At 61.6% G+C, this 16,651-nt stretch carries 16 protein-coding genes; 15 read left to right on the top strand and 1 reads right to left on the bottom strand.

All coding sequences use genetic code 11. From position 1 onward, the window contains the following. Together RBT54_RS16580 and RBT54_RS16575 are read left to right on the top strand one after the other, a co-directional pair. A partial coding sequence (locus RBT54_RS16580) for a fumarylacetoacetate hydrolase family protein (protein WP_413788466.1) occupies positions 1-254 on the top strand: 254 nt, incomplete at its 5' end. A gap of 54 nt (positions 255-308) precedes the next feature. Then, on the top strand, positions 309-500 hold the full coding sequence (locus RBT54_RS16575; RefSeq protein WP_320368151.1) for a 4-oxalocrotonate tautomerase: 192 nt from the start codon (positions 309-311) through the stop codon (positions 498-500). A 28-nt stretch (positions 501-528) separates the two neighbouring features. Here RBT54_RS16575 and RBT54_RS16570 read toward each other — a convergent pair whose 3' ends face one another. Next, the gene (locus RBT54_RS16570) at positions 529-1,434 is read right to left on the bottom strand and encodes a LysR substrate-binding domain-containing protein (protein ID WP_320368150.1); all 906 of its coding nucleotides are present in this window, start codon (positions 1,432-1,434) and stop codon (positions 529-531) included. Between the two features lie 163 nt (positions 1,435-1,597). Here RBT54_RS16570 and RBT54_RS16565 point away from each other — a divergent pair, with 163 nt between their 5' ends. The 13 genes from RBT54_RS16565 to RBT54_RS16505 all read left to right on the top strand — a co-directional run. Then, positions 1,598-3,286, top strand: a complete 1,689-nt coding sequence (locus tag RBT54_RS16565; protein ID WP_320368153.1) for a DUF1302 domain-containing protein — start codon at positions 1,598-1,600, stop codon at positions 3,284-3,286. A 32-nt stretch (positions 3,287-3,318) separates the two neighbouring features. Next, positions 3,319-4,674 (top strand): DUF1329 domain-containing protein, encoded by a 1,356-nt coding sequence (locus RBT54_RS16560; RefSeq protein ID WP_320368152.1) that lies wholly within the window; start codon positions 3,319-3,321, stop codon positions 4,672-4,674. Between the two features lie 133 nt (positions 4,675-4,807). Further along, positions 4,808-5,923: a WD40/YVTN/BNR-like repeat-containing protein gene (locus tag RBT54_RS16555; protein ID WP_320368149.1), complete on the top strand. Its 1,116-nt coding sequence runs from the start codon at positions 4,808-4,810 to the stop codon at positions 5,921-5,923. Then, on the top strand, positions 5,923-8,322 hold the full coding sequence (locus RBT54_RS16550) for an efflux RND transporter permease subunit (RefSeq protein WP_320368148.1): 2,400 nt from the start codon (positions 5,923-5,925) through the stop codon (positions 8,320-8,322). The genes RBT54_RS16555 and RBT54_RS16550 overlap by 1 nt, the downstream gene beginning before the upstream one ends. Positions 8,323-8,339: 17 nt before the next feature. Next, the gene (locus RBT54_RS16545) at positions 8,340-9,368 is read left to right on the top strand and encodes a universal stress protein (protein ID WP_320368147.1); all 1,029 of its coding nucleotides are present in this window, start codon (positions 8,340-8,342) and stop codon (positions 9,366-9,368) included. A 213-nt stretch (positions 9,369-9,581) separates the two neighbouring features. Beyond that, complete coding sequence (locus tag RBT54_RS16540; RefSeq protein WP_320368146.1) at positions 9,582-11,273, top strand: sigma 54-interacting transcriptional regulator; 1,692 nt, start codon at positions 9,582-9,584, stop codon at positions 11,271-11,273. Positions 11,274-11,622: 349 nt separating this feature from the next. Continuing rightward, the gene (locus RBT54_RS16535) at positions 11,623-12,552 is read left to right on the top strand and encodes a catechol 2,3-dioxygenase (RefSeq protein WP_320368145.1); all 930 of its coding nucleotides are present in this window, start codon (positions 11,623-11,625) and stop codon (positions 12,550-12,552) included. A gap of 12 nt (positions 12,553-12,564) precedes the next feature. Next, positions 12,565-12,849: a phenol hydroxylase subunit gene (locus RBT54_RS16530; RefSeq protein ID WP_320368144.1), complete on the top strand. Its 285-nt coding sequence runs from the start codon at positions 12,565-12,567 to the stop codon at positions 12,847-12,849. A 47-nt stretch (positions 12,850-12,896) separates the two neighbouring features. Further along, positions 12,897-13,889: an aromatic/alkene monooxygenase hydroxylase subunit beta gene (locus RBT54_RS16525; RefSeq protein ID WP_320368143.1), complete on the top strand. Its 993-nt coding sequence runs from the start codon at positions 12,897-12,899 to the stop codon at positions 13,887-13,889. 9 nt (positions 13,890-13,898) lie between these two features. Beyond that, positions 13,899-14,168, top strand: coding sequence for an MmoB/DmpM family protein (locus RBT54_RS16520; protein ID WP_320368142.1), 270 nt, complete (start codon positions 13,899-13,901; stop codon positions 14,166-14,168). A 14-nt stretch (positions 14,169-14,182) separates the two neighbouring features. After that, positions 14,183-15,700 (top strand): YHS domain-containing protein, encoded by a 1,518-nt coding sequence (locus RBT54_RS16515; protein WP_320368141.1) that lies wholly within the window; start codon positions 14,183-14,185, stop codon positions 15,698-15,700. 69 nt (positions 15,701-15,769) lie between these two features. Continuing rightward, positions 15,770-16,126: a phenol hydroxylase subunit P4 gene (locus RBT54_RS16510; RefSeq protein WP_320368140.1), complete on the top strand. Its 357-nt coding sequence runs from the start codon at positions 15,770-15,772 to the stop codon at positions 16,124-16,126. A 9-nt stretch (positions 16,127-16,135) separates the two neighbouring features. After that, positions 16,136-16,651, top strand: a 516-nt coding sequence (locus tag RBT54_RS16505; protein ID WP_320368139.1) for a 2Fe-2S iron-sulfur cluster-binding protein, incomplete at its 3' end; no start/stop codon positions are given.

Here is a 16,651-nt window from a genome sequence, read left to right as displayed (position 1 = left end):
ACCTGCGCACCACCGGCATCGTGCTGGAGAAGAACGGCGAGCCGGTGGCCTTCGGCGCCGGTGCCGCGGTGCTGGGGCACCCGGCGGCAGCCATCGCCATGCTGGCCAACATGCTGGGCGAGCGCGGTGAGGAGATCCCGGCCGGCACGCTGATCCTGTCGGGCGGCATCACCGAGGCGGTGGCCGTGCAGCCCGGCGACGACGTCACGCTGCGGGTGCAGGACCTCGGCTCGGTGTCCGTCCGTTTCAAGTAGATAGACCCCTCCGGGGCGCCCACTGGCGCCCCGACTTCACTCCGGGAGAAAGCAATGCCGCTTGCGCAGATTCAAATTCTCGAAGGCCGTACCGAAGAACAGAAACGGGCCGTGATCGAAAAGGTCACCCAGGCGCTGGTCGAAGCGCTCGATGCGCCGCAGCAAACCGTACGTGTGATCGTGACGGAAGTGCCGAAGGCGAATTGGGGAATTGGTGGTGTGTCGGCGAAGGACCTGGGGCGCTAGTCGACCAAACTCATTCGGTGCTTCGCCTTCAGGGGTGACCCAAGAGGTTCTCGCGAACGTGGTCAACGACACCGAGGAAAGCTTCCAGAATCGGGGCGCGATCATCTCTTCTGTATATGCAGCTGAGGTCGACCCTCGAATTGGGCGGAAGCTCCGTTAGCGGTTTGTAAACGACGCCGGGCAGTGCAAGCGATGTGGCTGACTCTGGCACGAGACACGCGCCGAAACCGCCGGCTGCGAGCGCCACGCCCGTAATTGCGTCGCCGACCTCATGTGAGATTTGCGGCTCGAAGCCCGCGTCGTGGCAGAGCGTCATGACCTTGTCGATGAAGTTCGGGCGTGCTCCGGTCGGAAACAGTACCAGAGGATGCTCGCTGAGATCTCGGAAGCTCACCGAGCTCTGCGCTGCAAGCGGATGTGCGTGGCTGACCGCAAGCAGCAGATTCTCCGTTGCGACCAGCTTGGTCTCGATATCCGGCAACGGTGCCACCATGCGGTTGAAACCGACCGTGATCCGCCGCTGACGAAGGGCCTCTATCTGCTCGCCCTTATTCATCGTGTGCAGCACGATCTTCACTTCGGGATAGGCCCGCCGAAAGGCGAGTAGCAGCTTGGGGATCGCGTCGAGAATCGCGGTGCCGAAGATGCCGACGTCGAGACGTCCGAGTTTTCCTTGTCCCGCGCGTTGCGTACGTTCAGTAGCCTGCTCCACGATCGAGCGGATGTTGCGCGCCTCTTCCAGGAAAAGCGTACCCGCCTGAGTCAACTCGACACCGCGTGGCGTCCGCGTCAGCAGGCGTACCCCGAGTTCATCCTCCAATTGCTGGATCTGGCGTGTCAACGGCGGCTGCGAGATGTGGAGCCGTGTCGCGGCGCGGCCGATGTTCTGCTCTTCAGCGACGGCGATGAAGTACTTGAGATGACGCAAATCCATCCGTGCCTCCGGGAACTTGAGACGGGTTGTAAGCATACTTTAAAGGTATTGATGGGTCCATAAATCGGTATTGGACTGCATTCCGGACGCTCTATAAGGTTTGCGCTATCCCGGCAAGCTCCACATGGAATCGGGATTCCAAAACCAGATAGAGGAGGAAGGCATGGAACACGAGACGCTGCCGCGCTGCCCGACCAGGATTCGCCAAACCAAGCTCTGCCGCGCCGTCATCAGCGCATGTGCCGGCTTGGCCGTTTCCGGGACGGCGATGGCATTCCAGATCGACACCGGCAATTCAGACATCAGGATGTCGTGGGACAACACGGTCAAGTACAGCGCAAGCTGGCGCGTGCGTGGTGTGGATTCCGATGTTGCCGACAATTCGATTGGCCCGCAGGCCAATACCAACGACGGCGACCTTAATTTCGGACGCGGCCTGGTATCCAACCGGATCGACCTGCTCTCGGAGTTCGATTTCCGCTTCAAGCGCAATTACGGTTTTCGCGTCAGCGGTGCCGCCTGGTACGACCAGGTCTACAACGAGTCGAATGACAATCCGGGCGCCCTTGGCGGTGCATTGCTGAACCAGCGCTCGCGTCCGTACGATGAGTTCACACGTGCCACCGAGAAGCTGCATGGGCGCAAGGCGGAATTCCTCGACGCGTTTGTGTATGGCAGCTTCGCGCCCGGCGGCATGAACCTCAACCTCAAGGCCGGTCGTTTCACCCAGCTTTATGGCGAGAGCCTGTTCTTTGGCTCGAACGGCATCGCGGGTGCTCAGACGCCGCTCGATCTGGCACGCGCCCTGTCGGTGCCGAACTCGCAGTTCAAGGAGGTTGCGCGTCCGGTCGGACAGGTTTCGGCGACGCTGCAGATCAACCCGGACGTTACGGTGGGTGCCTACTACCAGGCGGAGTGGCGCAAGTCGCGGCTGCCGGCCGCCGGCAGCTATTTCAGCTTTGCCGACTTCGTGGATGACGGCGGTGAGCGACTCATCCTCGGGCCGGGCGTCGAAGTGTTTCGTGGCGACGATATTGAAGCCAAGGACTCGGGGCAGGGCGGGGTTCAGATCCGCTTCAAGGCGGGTGACTCCGAGTACGGCTTCTATGCCGCCCAGTTCCACGACAAGATGCCGCAGTTCTACGTGCGTCCGGGCGTCAACGTGAAGCCGGGCAGTGTTGGCGACTACGTCATGGTGTATGCGGAAAACATCCGCACCGTCGGCGCCAGCTTCAGCACCCTGGTCGGGGAAACCAACGTTGCCGGCGAGCTCTCGTTCCGCGACAACATGCCGCTGGTCGGTAGCGGGATCACGATGATCCTGCCGGGCAATACCACGGCCGATGGTGACGACAACGCCGCCTTTCCCAGGGGCCGCACGATGCACCTGAACCTGTCGGCAATCAGTGTGATGGGCGGCAGCGCGCTGTGGGATGGCGCGAGCTTCATCGGCGAGTTTGCCTATAACCGCCGCCTGAAGGTGACGGACAACGCCGATCAGCTGGACCCGCTCGCGACGCGCGACGCCAGCGCGATCCAGTTCGTGTTTACCCCGGAGTACTTCCAGGTGGCGCCGGGCCTGGACCTGCAGGTCCCGATCGGCCTCGCATATGGCCTGAGCGGTCGTTCGTCGGTGAATGGTGTCCTCTTCCCGTCGGAGAAGGGCGGCAACTTCAGCATCGGCGTCAAGGCCGACTATCAGAAGACCTGGCAGGCGGGACTGAACTACACCCGTTACTTCGGTTCGGGGGGTTCGGTCATCCGTTACAACACGGCGGTTCCCGAGCTTTCCTACGACAACTTCCACCGCGATCGCGACTTCATTTCGCTGTCGATCCAGCGCACGTTCTGATTCTGCATAACGAGAACTTCCGGAGACGAATGATGATCAAGCAAAACATTCTGTGGGCGGCGATGGCCGCTGGACTGGTGATGGCGCAGGGCGCGAGCGCTGCGGTGACGGCCGAGGAGGCCGCCAAGCTGAAGAGTTCCCTGACGCCGCTGGGCGCCGAGAAGGCCGGCAACAAGGACGGCAGCATTCCCGCCTGGGATGGCGGCATCACCAAGCCCTTTGCGGCAGGCAAGTCGGTTGGCGATATTCCCGGCGAGATCTTCGCCAGTGAGAAGCCGGTCTTCCAGGTGACCGCGAAGAATATGGCAGAGCACGACGCCCTGCTGTCGGAAGGTACGAAGGCGTTGCTGCAGAAGTATCCGGATAGCTTCCGGCTTGACGTCTATCCCACGCATCGCACTGCGGCAGCGCCGCAGCGCGTGTATGACAACACGGCGCTGAATGCCACCCGCTGCAACACCAAGGATGGCGGCTATTCGCTCGAGAACTGCATTGGCGGCATTCCCTTCCCGATTCCCAAGGAAGGCGTCGAGGTGATGTGGAACTTCCTGCTGCGCGTCGAGGCGCCGTCGATCGAGTATCGATTCAAGAACATCGTTGGCAACGCGGATGGCTCGCATACCTTGGCCACGCGCAACGAGATCACCTTCCAGTACCCGCCGTACTATGAAGATGCGACGGTCGAGAAGTGGTCGGGCGAGTACTCGATGTTCCGCTTCAATACCCTTGAGCCGCCGTTCAAGGCCGGTGAGTCGCTCGTCATCCGCGACAGCATCGACCAGAAGAACGCCCGTGCGGCCTGGCAGTATCTGGTGGGGCAGCGGCGCGTGCGTCGCGCGCCTACCGTTTCCTACGACACGCCGGACTTCGTGGCCTCGGGGGCAAACTATTTCGACGAGGTGCAGGGGTTCTTCGGTCAGCTTGACCGCTTCGAATGGAAACTGGTGGGCAAGCAGGAAATGCTCATTCCCTACAACAACAACGGTTTCGTCGGTGCCAAGCTGAGTGACGCACTTTCCAAGCACCATCTGAATCCGGACCAGGTCCGCTGGGAAAAGCATCGCGTCTGGGTAGTCGAGGCCACGGTCGCTGCAGGCAAGCGCCATGCCGTGCCGAAGCGTCGCTACTACCTTGATGAGGACACCTGGCTGATCGCGCTCATGGACGGCTACGACGCTGAGGGCAAGCTCTGGCGTACCACTCAGGTCACGCCGTTCGTTGTGCCGAAGATTCCTGCGACGCTGATGAAGACCGCAACGGTTTTCAACCTGCAAGCCGGCACCATGAGTGTGATCCAGGCCCTCAATGACGAGGACTTCAAGGTCATGCAGCCGAAGCCGGAAACCTTCTTCACCGGTGACGCGGTCGCCGCCGACGCAGCCCGCTGATCGCTTCAGCGCCTCTTGCCACGGCCCTGCATGGAGATGCCGGGCCGATCGGCAAATTCTCCTCTCTTTGGATTCTTCACCCCGGTGCGCGGTGGAAACACCGCACGCCGGGGTGGGCTAACGGATAGGCATCATGGTGATCAGGCTCAAGGACCGCAGGCGTGTCGCGGCGGTCGCATTCGCCCTTCTCGCAGTCTCTTCGGCCGCGAAGGTTTTCGCAGCGCAGCGGCAGGTACTGCCCGATTTGCTCGATGCGCCAGCGGTCGTGGATCTACGGGCGCAGATCTCGCCCCAACTCAGTGTCGCCGTGGCGGGAGAGCGTCTGGTCGGCGTTGGCGTGCGCGGGATCGTGCTGCTGTCTGATGATGGTGGTCGTGCCTGGCGGCAGGCGAAGTCGGTGCCGGTGAGCGTGGCGTTGACCGATGTGCACTTCGTGACGCAGACCGAGGGCTGGGCGGTAGGTCACAGCGGCGTGATCCTGCGCACTCGCGACGGTGGCGAGACCTGGCAGTTGCAGATGGACGGCCGCCGGGCGGCGCAACTCATCCTCGACGACGTGCAGGCACGCACGGCCGCGGGCGATGCGTCACTGAGCCGCGCCTTGCGCGACGCGCAGCGTTTTGTCGAAGAAGGCCCCGACAAGCCTTTCCTGGGTGTGCGCTTCGTTGATGCGCGGCGTGGCTTTGCCGTGGGTGCCTATGGCATCGCACTGATGACCGAGGACGGGGGTGAAACCTGGCAGTCCCTGATGGGGCGCATCCCGAACCCGCGTGGCGTGCATCTGTACTCCATCCAGCAGCGCGACGCCGATGTCCTGATTGCGGGCGAGCAGGGCGCGCTGTTCCGCTCGGAAGATGGCGGCCAAGGCTTCGTTGAGCTCGAGACGCCGTATCCGGGTACTTTTTTCGGCGTGCTGGTGATCGACGGTGAAACGTTGCTCGCCTATGGACTGCGGGGCAACGTGTGGCGCAGCGCCGACCTGGGTGCCAACTGGGAACAGATCGAACTCGGTCAGCCGGTGACGGTGACCAGCGGCAAGATACTGGTCGATCGCTCGATCGTCCTGGCCGATGAGAGTGGGCGGTTGATGCGAAGCACCGATGCGGGGCGCAGTTTCAAGCCCGTCGACGGCAGCTTCCCGACCGGACTGACAGGTCTGGCGCAGGGGAGTGACAAGGCCGTGGTGCTGTCTGGCGTGCGTGGACTGACGCGTGTAGAGCCGGCTCAATTTGTTGCGGAATCAAGATAATGGCTGTTGCACACACTCTTCCGACCGAAGCGGTCATCGCCGACATCGCAGACTTCGATCATCGATCGGGTTCCCTTCCGGAACAGCTGCTCTTCAACAATCGTTTCATCGTCGTGGCCGTGTGCCTGCTGGTTACCGTCGTGCTGGCCTATCAGGCGATGGGACTGCGGCTCAATGCCGCGTTCGAGAAGATGATCCCGACGAGTCATCCGTACATCGTCAATTATCTCGAGAACCGCAGCCAGCTCGCCGGCATGGGCAACAGCCTGCGCATCGCGGTCGAGACCAGGAACGGCGACATCTTCAGCGCGGATTACCTGGAGACAGTGCGCCAGCTCAGCGATGAGCTGTTCCTGATGCCGGAGGTCGATCGCCCCTACATGAAGTCGCTGTGGGCGCCGGCAGTACGCTGGACCGGGGTGACCGAGGATGGGCTGGATGGCGGTCCCGTCATTCCGGACGACTACGACAAGTCGCCGGAGAGCCTGGAGCAGGTCCGTATCAACGTCGAACGTTCGGGCGAAATCGGGCAGCTGGTCGCGGCCAACTACCAATCGAGCATCATCTTCGTCCCCTTGCAGGACCGCATCGCCGAGACCGGCGAGCGCATCGACTACCATGCGCTGTCGCAGCGCATCGAGCAACTGCGGGCGAAGTACGAATCGGATTCAATCAAGATCCACGTCACCGGCTTTGCCAAGGTCGTCGGCGATCTGATCGAGGGCCTGCGGCAGGTCATGATGTTCTTCGCCGTAGCGATCGTGATCTGTACGGCGGTGCTGTACTGGTACACCCGCTGCCTGCGCAGCACTTTCCTGGTCGTGGCGTGCTCGGTTGTCGCGGTGGTGTGGCTGCTGGGCCTGCTGCCGACGCTGGGCTACGAACTGGACCCGTACTCGGTGCTGGTCCCCTTCCTGGTGTTCGCCATCGGCATGAGTCACGGCGCGCAGAAGATGAACGGCATCATGCAGGACATCGGCCGCGGCACCCATCGCCTCGTCGCCGCGCGCTACACCTTCCGCCGGCTGTTCCTGGCCGGTATGACCGCGCTGCTGGCCGATGCAGTGGGCTTCGCGGTGCTGATGGTGATCGACATCCAGGTGATCCAGGATCTGGCGGTGACGGCGAGCATCGGCGTTGCGGTGCTGATCTTCACCAACCTCGTGCTGCTGCCGATCCTGCTCTCCTATACCGGGGTCAGCCCGGTCGCGGCGACCCGCAGCCTGAAGGCCGAGCTGATGGAGGCCAATGACGCTCAGCACCGCAAGCATCCCTTCTGGGCTTTCCTCGACCTCTTCACCCAGCGCAAGTGGGCGACGATCGCGGTCGCGGCCGGTCTGGTGATGGGCGCGGTCGGGCTGGCGGTGAGCTTCCAGCTCAAGATCGGCGATACCGATCCGGGGGCGCCGGAGTTGCGCGCCGACTCGCGCTACAACCGCGACAACGCCTTCATGACCGCCAACTACGCGGCGAGCAGCGATGTCTACATCGTGATGGTGAAGACGCCCCAGTATGCCTGCGGCCAGTACGACACGCTGATGGCGGTCGATGCGCTGGAGCGCGCGCTGCTGCAACTGCCCGGTGTCGAAGCGACCAGCTCGCTGGCCGGGTTGGCCAAGGTGGCCAACGCCGGCATGAACGAGGGCAGCCTGAAGTGGCTCGAAATTCCGCGTTCGCAGGACATGCTCAACGCCATCATCACCCGTGCGCCGCGGGAGATGTTCAACCAGAACTGCGACCTGCTGACGGTGTATGCCTACCTCAAGGATCACAAGGCCGACACCCTGGCCAGCGTGGTGAAGGTCACCGAGGACTTTGCGGCCCAGTACGGTTCGGATCAGATCCGTTTCCTCAACGCGGCCGGCAACGCGGGCATCGAGGCGGCGACCAACATCGTCGTGCGTAAGGCCAACGTGCAGATGCTGTTCCTGGTGTACGCGGCGGTGATCGTGCTCGCGTTCATCACCTTCCGCTCGTGGCAGGCGGTGGTCTGCGCGGTGGTGCCGCTGATGATCACCTCGGTGCTGTGCGAGGCCCTGATGGTGTGGCTCAACATCGGCGTCAAGGTGGCGACGCTGCCGGTCATCGCGCTCGGCGTCGGCATCGGGGTCGACTACGCGCTCTACGTCATGACGGTGACGCTGGCGCGGCTGAAGGAAGGCATGAGTCTCTCGGAGGCCTACTACAAGGCGCTGATCTTCACCGGCAAGGTGGTCGTGCTCACCGGCATCACGCTGGGCCTTGCGGTCGCCACCTGGGTGTGGTCGCCGATCAAGTTCCAGGCCGACATGGGCATCCTGCTGGCGTTCATGTTCGTGTGGAACATGCTGGGGGCGTTGATCCTGTTGCCGGCTTTGGGGCATTTCCTGCTCCGGCCCAAGAAAGTGATTGCGGTCTGAAGAGAAGGAAACAGCACATGTATCAGCATCTTTTGGTACCAATTGATGGGTCTGAACTCGGAACCCATCTCGTGACGCAGTCCGTTCGTTTCGCCGAGTCGCTGGGGGCCAGAATCACATTCTTCAGCATGCGCGAGGATTATGGCTCCACCGGCGAGGGCGCGCTCGCGCGCACGCTGTCGCCGGAGTCGTTCGCCGAGGCCGCCCTGGGGGAGGCGAATGCGATTCTGGCGAAGGCGCTCGCGGCCGCAGGCGAGGCCAAGGTGGAATGTGTGGGTGTGGCGCGAACGGGGTCCCGTCCCCATGAGCAGATCCTCGAGGTCGCTGCCGAACGGGGTTGCGATCTGATCTTCATGGCTTCGCACGGTCGCCGTGGCCTCAAGGCGCTGATGATCGGTTCGCAAACACAGAAAGTGTTGGCGCATGCGACATTGCCAGTGCTGGTGGCGACGGTGGAGGCGAACGTCGGGAGTTCGTCGGCGGACGCTGCCGTCGGGATCATCAGGGACGAGCACCGGGCCATCGCCGCAATCTGCAGCGGTCTGCGCGAGCAGGCTTCGAGGGCGCGTGGCGGGGACAACGTTGATTTCGTCCTGATTGAGTCCATGCTGCACTACCTGCGTGCCTTTCCGGAACGGCTTCATCATCCCAAGGAAGAGGAGTACCTCTTCGCGAGACTGAGGCAACGGCACCCGGACTCGGAAGACGTCATTGCCGGGCTCGAGAACGAGCACGAAGAAGGCGGGCGGCTGCTCGCTGCGCTTGAGGCAGAGGCTGCCGGGCTTCAGGGGCGCAGCATCGCGGGTGAGACGCTGCAGCAATTCGGCGACGCAATAGACAGATTCGTCGATGGGCAGTGGAACCATCTCAATGCCGAGGAAAAGTTGGTGCTTCCCCTGGCGGTGGAACATCTGCATGAAGAGGATTGGAACGAGATCGAAAGAGCTTTCCGCTCAAATGCAGAGGTGGGCAGGGGCACGGAGGAGGACGAAGCCTTCCGGAGGATGTTCTCGCGCCTGATGAACATGCGAGCAGAGAGGCGCTGACAAAGCTGGCCGCGTCGCGGGTGAAACGGGTGAAGTGGCTCGGGCTCGGCGGGTGCTCCGAAGGCGTTCCCCGGCTACCCAGCGGAACGATAGTCAAGTAACGTCGCTCGTTCAGCGTGGCTGCACCGGATGGCCACAGGATACAGACCGACCCGCGTTTCTCGCCCTGAAGGGTGAAGGAGCGTGACTATCAGTCGGCAGTGGAGCGAAGACATGTCTGAGCAACGACTCATCGAGCATTTCAACCTGCGCTCGAGGTTACGTTTCAACATAGAGAAGGGCCAGATCTGGCTGGACGAAAATCGAATGTTGCTCTTGCACGCAAGGGCGATGGGCGCCTTGCGCAAGGAGCTGTTCGATTCACTCGGTCCCCGGCGTGCGCAAGGATTGTTGCTGAGGATGGGCTTCATGTCCGGGCAACAGGATGCAGAACTGGCTTCGAAGCTTTACGGGGCTGGCGATAACTATGATGTGTTCCGCATCGGGCCGGAACTCCATGCGTTCGAAGGGCTCGTCAAGGCGGAGATCACGCAGGCCGATATCGACTGGGAGGCCGGAAGCTTCTTCGGCGAGGTGGTATGGGAAGGCTCCTGGGAAGCGGAGTCTCACATGCAGCAGTTCGGTGGGGGGCACGATGCAGCGTGCTGGAGCCTGGTCGGCTACGCGTCTGGCTACACCACACGTTTCTTCAAGCGCCTCATCGTCTTTCGCGAGACGCAATGCGTCTGCAAGGGCGATCCAAAGTGCGTCATCGTTGGCAAGCCGGCGGAGGCTTGGGGGGAGGATCCGTACCTGCAACATTTCAAGCCGGAAAACCTCGACTGGAAGTTGCAGGAGATGGAGGCTGAACTGGTCGAACTGCGAGGCCAGTTGCGCGAACGGCATGAGCCCGGTCGGCTGGTCGGCACTTCCGCGGGTTTTCGTGCGGCCTTCGATCTGTTGTCCAAAGCGGCGAGCAGCCCGATCAACGTCTTGTTGCTCGGCGAGACAGGGGTTGGCAAGGAAGTCTTTGCGCGCTGGCTGCATGAGAACAGTGATCGCCGCGAACAGCCGTTCATAGCGGTCAACTGCGCAGCCATACCCCATGATCTGATCGAATCCGAGCTGTTTGGCGTCCAGAAAGGTGCCTATACCGGTGCCCAGCAGTCACGCCCCGGTCGATTCGAGCGTGCGGATGGAGGGACACTGTTCCTCGACGAACTCGGCGAATTGTCGCTTGCTGCGCAAGTGAAGCTGTTGCGCGTGTTGCAGACGGGCGAGCTCGAACGCCTCGGCGACGAGAGAACGCGAAAGGTGAATGTGCGGCTTGTCGCCGCCACCAACGTGAATCTCCAGCAGGCGATTGCGGAAGGACGCTTTCGATCAGACCTCTACTACCGTCTCGCGACCTATCCGGTGACCATTCCACCGCTACGCGACAGGAAGGCCGACATTCCGCTGCTTGTTGCGTCAATGCTCGAGAAGTACGCGCCTCGTTACCACAAGACCCTGGACGGGCTGACGGACCGTGCCATGCAGGCGTTGATGTCTTACGAATGGCCAGGAAACATCCGCGAGCTAGAGAACCTGGTCGAGCGCGGCGTGCTGCTTGCGCCTTCGGGGGGGCAGATCGAGGTGGATCACCTGTTTGCCGGTGGCGCCCCGGGGCTGGTGGATGGTGGCGCTGAGGTAGACCGCGAGGGCGTGGTGGGGGATGCCGTCAAGGCCGATCAAGACCGGCTCTGTGAAATGCTTCTCGGCGAAGGGCTGGACCTTGAGGCCCATGAGGCGAGGCTGCTGAATCTCGCAGTCAAGCGCTCCGGTGGCAACCTGACGCACGCAGCCCGTCTGCTTGGTATCACCCGCCGTCAGCTGGCCTATCGACTGAAGCAGTTCGAGGGGGATGGAGGGCTGCGAGGTCGCTGAGTCATACCGTTCTCGGGTGTTCATTCAAATACAGATGGCCGCGTGATTCGCGGCCATCTGTGTTTTGGGCGCTGAAGATCGTGCGCGGCCTCGGTCCCGATGATTCGGTGTGTTGCGCTGCACCGTGACGTTTTCGTCAGGTGACACCAGGGTCCGGACGTAAACGTCAGGTTGCGCTTCACGGGATCGACTCCGGGTTTCTGATAAACATCAAATAAAACAGCGAGTTGTTTGAGCTGGCACATTGCCTGCATAAGTAGAAGTGAAAGAGCAATAAGCAGGGTTGATGCGTGACGTTTATGTACGGTTCGCTCAATCGTCTTTCATCGTCGAAACAGGAGACAACTCAATGGCAATGACTGGAGTGTTGCGGCCCGGACACGCGCAGGTTCGCGTGCTGGATCTCGAAGAGAGCGTCAAGTTCTACCGTGACGTCCTTGGCCTGGTCGAAACTGGCCGTGATGCGCAGGGGCGGGTCTACTTCAAGTGCTGGGATGAGCGCGATCACAACAGCTATGTGATTCGCCAGGCAGACTCGGCAGGCATCGACTTCTTTGGATTCCGCGTGCTCGACCGCGCCACGCTGGACAAGCTTGACGCCGACCTGAAGGCCTATGGGCTCAAGACCGAGCGCATCCCTGCGGGTGAGTTGCTGGAGACCGGCGAGCGCGTGCGCTTCGAGCTGCCCTCCGGCCACCTGATCGAGCTCTACGCGGAGAAGACGGCGGTCGGTAACGGCATCAGCCTCGTCAATCCGGCCCCCTGGTCCTTGCAGCGCGAGCATGGCATCGGTCCGGTCCGCCTCGACCATGCGCTGCTCTATGGCCCGAACGTCGCCGAGGTCCAGAAGATCTTCACCGAGGTGCTGGGCTTCTACCTGGTCGAGCGCGTGCTGACGCCCGACGGCCAGGGAAATGCCGCGATCTGGCTGTCCTGCTCACACAAGGTGCACGACATAGCCTTCGCCGAGTACCCGGAGAAAGGCAAGCTGCATCACTGTTCCTTCCTGATGGAAAGCTGGGAGCAGGTGCTGCGGGCCGGAGACATCATGTCGATGAACAATGTGCCGGTCGATATCGGTCCCACCCGTCACGGCGTCACCCGTGGTTGCACGATCTACGCGTGGGACCCGTCCGGCAATCGCTTCGAGACCTTCATGGGCGGTTACCAGCCCTATCCGGACTACGAGACGCTCACCTGGACCTTCGACAACTTCGGCCAGGGTCTCGATTACCCGCAGCGCAAGTTGCACGAGACCTTCCTTACCGTCGTGACCTGAGCGGGGGTGGGCATGGCTGAAATCGAGAAACCCGGCGCTTCGACACCGGAATTCGATACCGCGCGGCGCTTCGTACGCGTGACTGGCGAGCGACCTAACGGCTTCGTCGAGTTCGACTTCGCAATTGGTGAGCCTGAACTGTTCGCGGAAATGATCCTGAGCAAAGAGGCCTTCGAAGAGTTCTGCGCGACCAACGACGTGGAGCTGCTGCCGCCCGGCGAAGGGGAGGCGCACGAAAAGACGCCCGACGATTTCGATTGGCGGCTCGCGGACGCCACCCACACGCGCTTCAGATAAACAGCAACGAGATGCCTCCCGGGGGAGGCAACACAGGAGAGACACGCATGCAGATCGATCTTCGTACCGTCAGCATCCAGCCGCAGCGCAATGCCTTCGACCACCTGGTACGCCGCTTCGGTGACAAGCCGGCATCGCGCTACCAGGAGGGGAGCTATGACATTCAGGCTTCCGAAAACCTGCACTACCTGCCGACCTGGGATCCGGAGCAGAAGCTCTACGATGCCGCGATCACCAAGGTGGTGATGCAGGACTGGTACGTGCTGAAGGATCCGCGCCAGTTCTACTACAGCACCTACACCCTGGCGCGGGCCCGCCAGCAGGACACGACCGAGGCGAATTTCGCCTTCGTCGAGTCGCGCGGCCTGGCCGACATGATGGCGCCCGAGTTGCGTGAGGCGGCGTTGCGGCTGCTCGTACCTCTGCGCCACGCCGCCTGGGGTGCGAACCAGAACAACACCCTGATCTGCGGCTACGGCTTCGGCGCGGTGTTCACGCAGCCGTGCATCTACCACGCCATGGACAACCTGGGGATCGCACAGTACCTGTCGCGCCTTGGCATGCTGTTGGGCGATGTCGAGGCGCTCGAGGCGGGCAAGAAGGACTGGCTGGAAGAAGCAGCCTGGCAACCGCTGCGCCGGTACGTCGAGGACACGATGGTCGTGCGCGACCCGGTCGAGCTGTTCGTGGCACAAAACGTCGCCCTTGATGGCCTGCTCTATCCGCTGGTCTACGAGCGCATCGTTGATGACTACCTGTCGGTCAAGGGGGCAAGCGCGGTGGCAATGCTGACCCAGTTCATGGCCGAGTGGTTCGACGAGACGCGCAAATGGGTGGATGCCGTGCTGAAGACCATGGCAGCCGAGTCCGACCACAACCGGGAAGTGCTACAGGGGTGGGTCGCGCACTGGAGTGATCGTGCCGCCTCCGCGCTGGTTCCCGTTACGGAGATCGTCCTGGGTAAGGAGGCCGACGAAGCCGTGGCTGAGCAGATCACGGCCTTCAAGGCACGTGTTCAGAAAACCGGAATCAGTCTCTGAGGAAGCGCGATGTCGACCGTATTCATTGCTTTGCAGGCCAACGAAGAAACCCGCCCGATCATCGAAGCGATCGAGATCGATAACCCCAAGGCCGTCGTCAATCGGCAGCCGGCGATGGTCAAGATCGATGCGCCGGATCATCTCGTCATCCGCCGCGAGACCATCGAGGAGCAATTGGGGCGCGCATTCGACCTGCAGGAACTGCAGATCAACCTGATCACCCTTTCGGGCAACGTGGATGAAGACGAAGACACGCTGACCCTGACCTGGAACAGCTGAGCGAGGAGAACATCATGGACATGAAAGTCGCCAAGAAGAAACTGGGCATGAAGGAGCGCTATCGCGCCCTGACGCGCGACCTCGGCTGGGAGCCCACGTACCAGTCGAAGGACGCAATCTTCCCCTACGTGAAATACGAGGGCATCAAGGTTCATGACTGGGACAAATGGGAAGATCCGTTCCGCCTGACGATGGATGCCTACTGGAAGTACCAGGCCGAGAAGGAGCGCAAGTTCTACGCCATCATCGACGCCCATGCTCAGAACAACGGCCACCTGAACCTGACCGATGCGCGCTATCTGTCGGCACTGAAGATCTTCCTGCAGGCCATCAGCCCGGGCGAGTACGCTGCCCACAAAGGCTTCGCACGCACCGGCCGCGAGTTCCCGGGTGTCGGCACACAGGTGGCTTGCCAGATGCAGTCGATCGACGAAATCCGGCATGCGCAGACGCAGATTCACGCGATGTCGAACTACAACCGCTACTACGACGGTTTCCATGCGTTCGCGGATACGCGTGACCGCATCTGGTATACGTCGGTTGCACGCTCGTTCTTCGATGACGCAATGTCGGCTGGACCGTTCGAGTTCATGATCGCGATCGGTTTCTCGTTCGAGTACGTGCTGACCAACCTGCTGTTCGTGCCCTTCATGTCCGGCGCCGCCTACAACGGCGATATGGCGACCGTGACGTTCGGCTTCTCGGCCCAATCGGACGAAGCGCGCCACATGACCTTGGGTCTGGAGTGCATCAAGTTCATGCTCGAGCAGGATCCGGACAACCTGCCGATCGTGCAGGCCTGGATCGACAAATGGTTCTGGCGCGGTTTCCGTGTGTTGGGGCTGGTCAGCACGATGATGGACTACATGCTGCCCAAGCGTGTGATGTCGTGGCGCGAGGCTTGGGAGATCTACGGCGTCGAGAACGGCGGCGCACTGTTCCGCGACTTGGCGCGCTATGGCATCCGTCCGCCCAAGGGCTGGGACGAGGCCGAGAAAGCGATCGACCATATGTCGCACCAACTGATGTTGGGTCTGTACCAGTGGAGCTTCGGTACCGCTTTCCACAGCTGGATTCCGTCTGACGAAGACATGGCCTGGCTGTCGGCGAAGTATCCGAACACGTTCGACAAGTACTACCGCCCGCGCTGGGAGCACATCAAGAAGCTGAAGGCTGCCGGGACGCCATTCAAGAACTTTGGCTTGGCGAGGCTTTGCCAGTGCTGCCAGTTGCCGAGTGTATTCACCGAGCCCGACGATCCGACGATGACCTGCCATCGTGAGACGGTCTACAAGGGCGAGAAGTACCAGTTCTGCTCAGATGGCTGCAAGGACATCTTCGAGAACGAGCCCGAGAAATATATCCAGGCATGGCTGCCGATGCCGGCGCTGTTCAGGGAATTCGGCGGTGATGTCGGGGCATGGATGAACTGGGTCAGCCTGCGTGACGGTCTGGACAACGGGGATTACGACGGTTCGCAGGATCAGAAGCATTTCAACGAATGGCGCAACCTCGCCACCTCGAACCTCTGATCGACACCTGACGACAATGCGCGTGCCTCGGATGGGGCACGTGCTTCCAACACATAAGGAGACTCAATCATGGCCGTGAGTGCACTCAAGGAATACATCGGCGTGCCCCGAGATAGCGTCGAACACTTCGGTGGAAAACAGATCGTTTATGTGAGCTGGGATCGGCATCTTCTTTTTGCTTCGCCCTTCATGATGTGCCTGCCGCGCGACATGCTGTTCGGCGAAATGGTGGATGGGCCGCTGAAAGCGCTCGTTCAGCCCGACCCCGACAGCGCCGCTGTGGATTGGCATAAGGTCGAATGGATGAAGGACAACAAGCCTTTCAACCCGGACTTCGGAAAAAGCCTTGCCGAAAACGGCATTGGTCACAAGGATCAGGTCCGCTTCCACACGCCTGGGCTCAATTCGCTGCTGCACGCTGCGTGAGGAGTGGGGATGAGCTACGAACTGACCATCGAGCCGTTAGGGCAGACCATCGAGATCGAGGAAGGACAGACGATTCTCGATGCGGCGCTGCGTGCAGGTATCTATCTGCCGCATGCCTGCTGTCACGGCCTGTGTGCGACCTGCAAGGTTCAGGTAGCGGATGGCGAGGTCGATCACGGTGAGGCCTCCACCTTCGCGCTGATGGATTTCGAGCGTGACGAAGGCAAATGCCTGGCGTGTTGCGCACGGGCCGAGAGTGATCTCGTCATCGAAGCGGAGATCGAAGAGGACCCCGATGCCGAGAACCTGCCAGTCCGGGATTTCGAGGGTGTCGTGAGCCGTATTGAGCCACTGACGCCGACGATCAAGGGCGTGTGGGTGAAGCTCGATGATCCCGAGGGCATACGCTTCCAAGCCGGGCAGTACGTGAATCTCGAACTGCCTGGCGGTATCGGTAGTCGGGCCTTCTCTATTGCGAGTCCGCCTTCGCATGCGGGAGAGGTCGAGCTCAATATCCGCATCGTC

The sequence above is a fragment of the Thauera sp. genome (assembly GCF_034003485.1).
Lineage (GTDB): Bacteria > Pseudomonadota > Gammaproteobacteria > Burkholderiales > Rhodocyclaceae > Thauera.
Note: the sequence above shows the minus strand (reverse complement) of the source record. Positions and strands in the feature narration are given on the sequence as shown.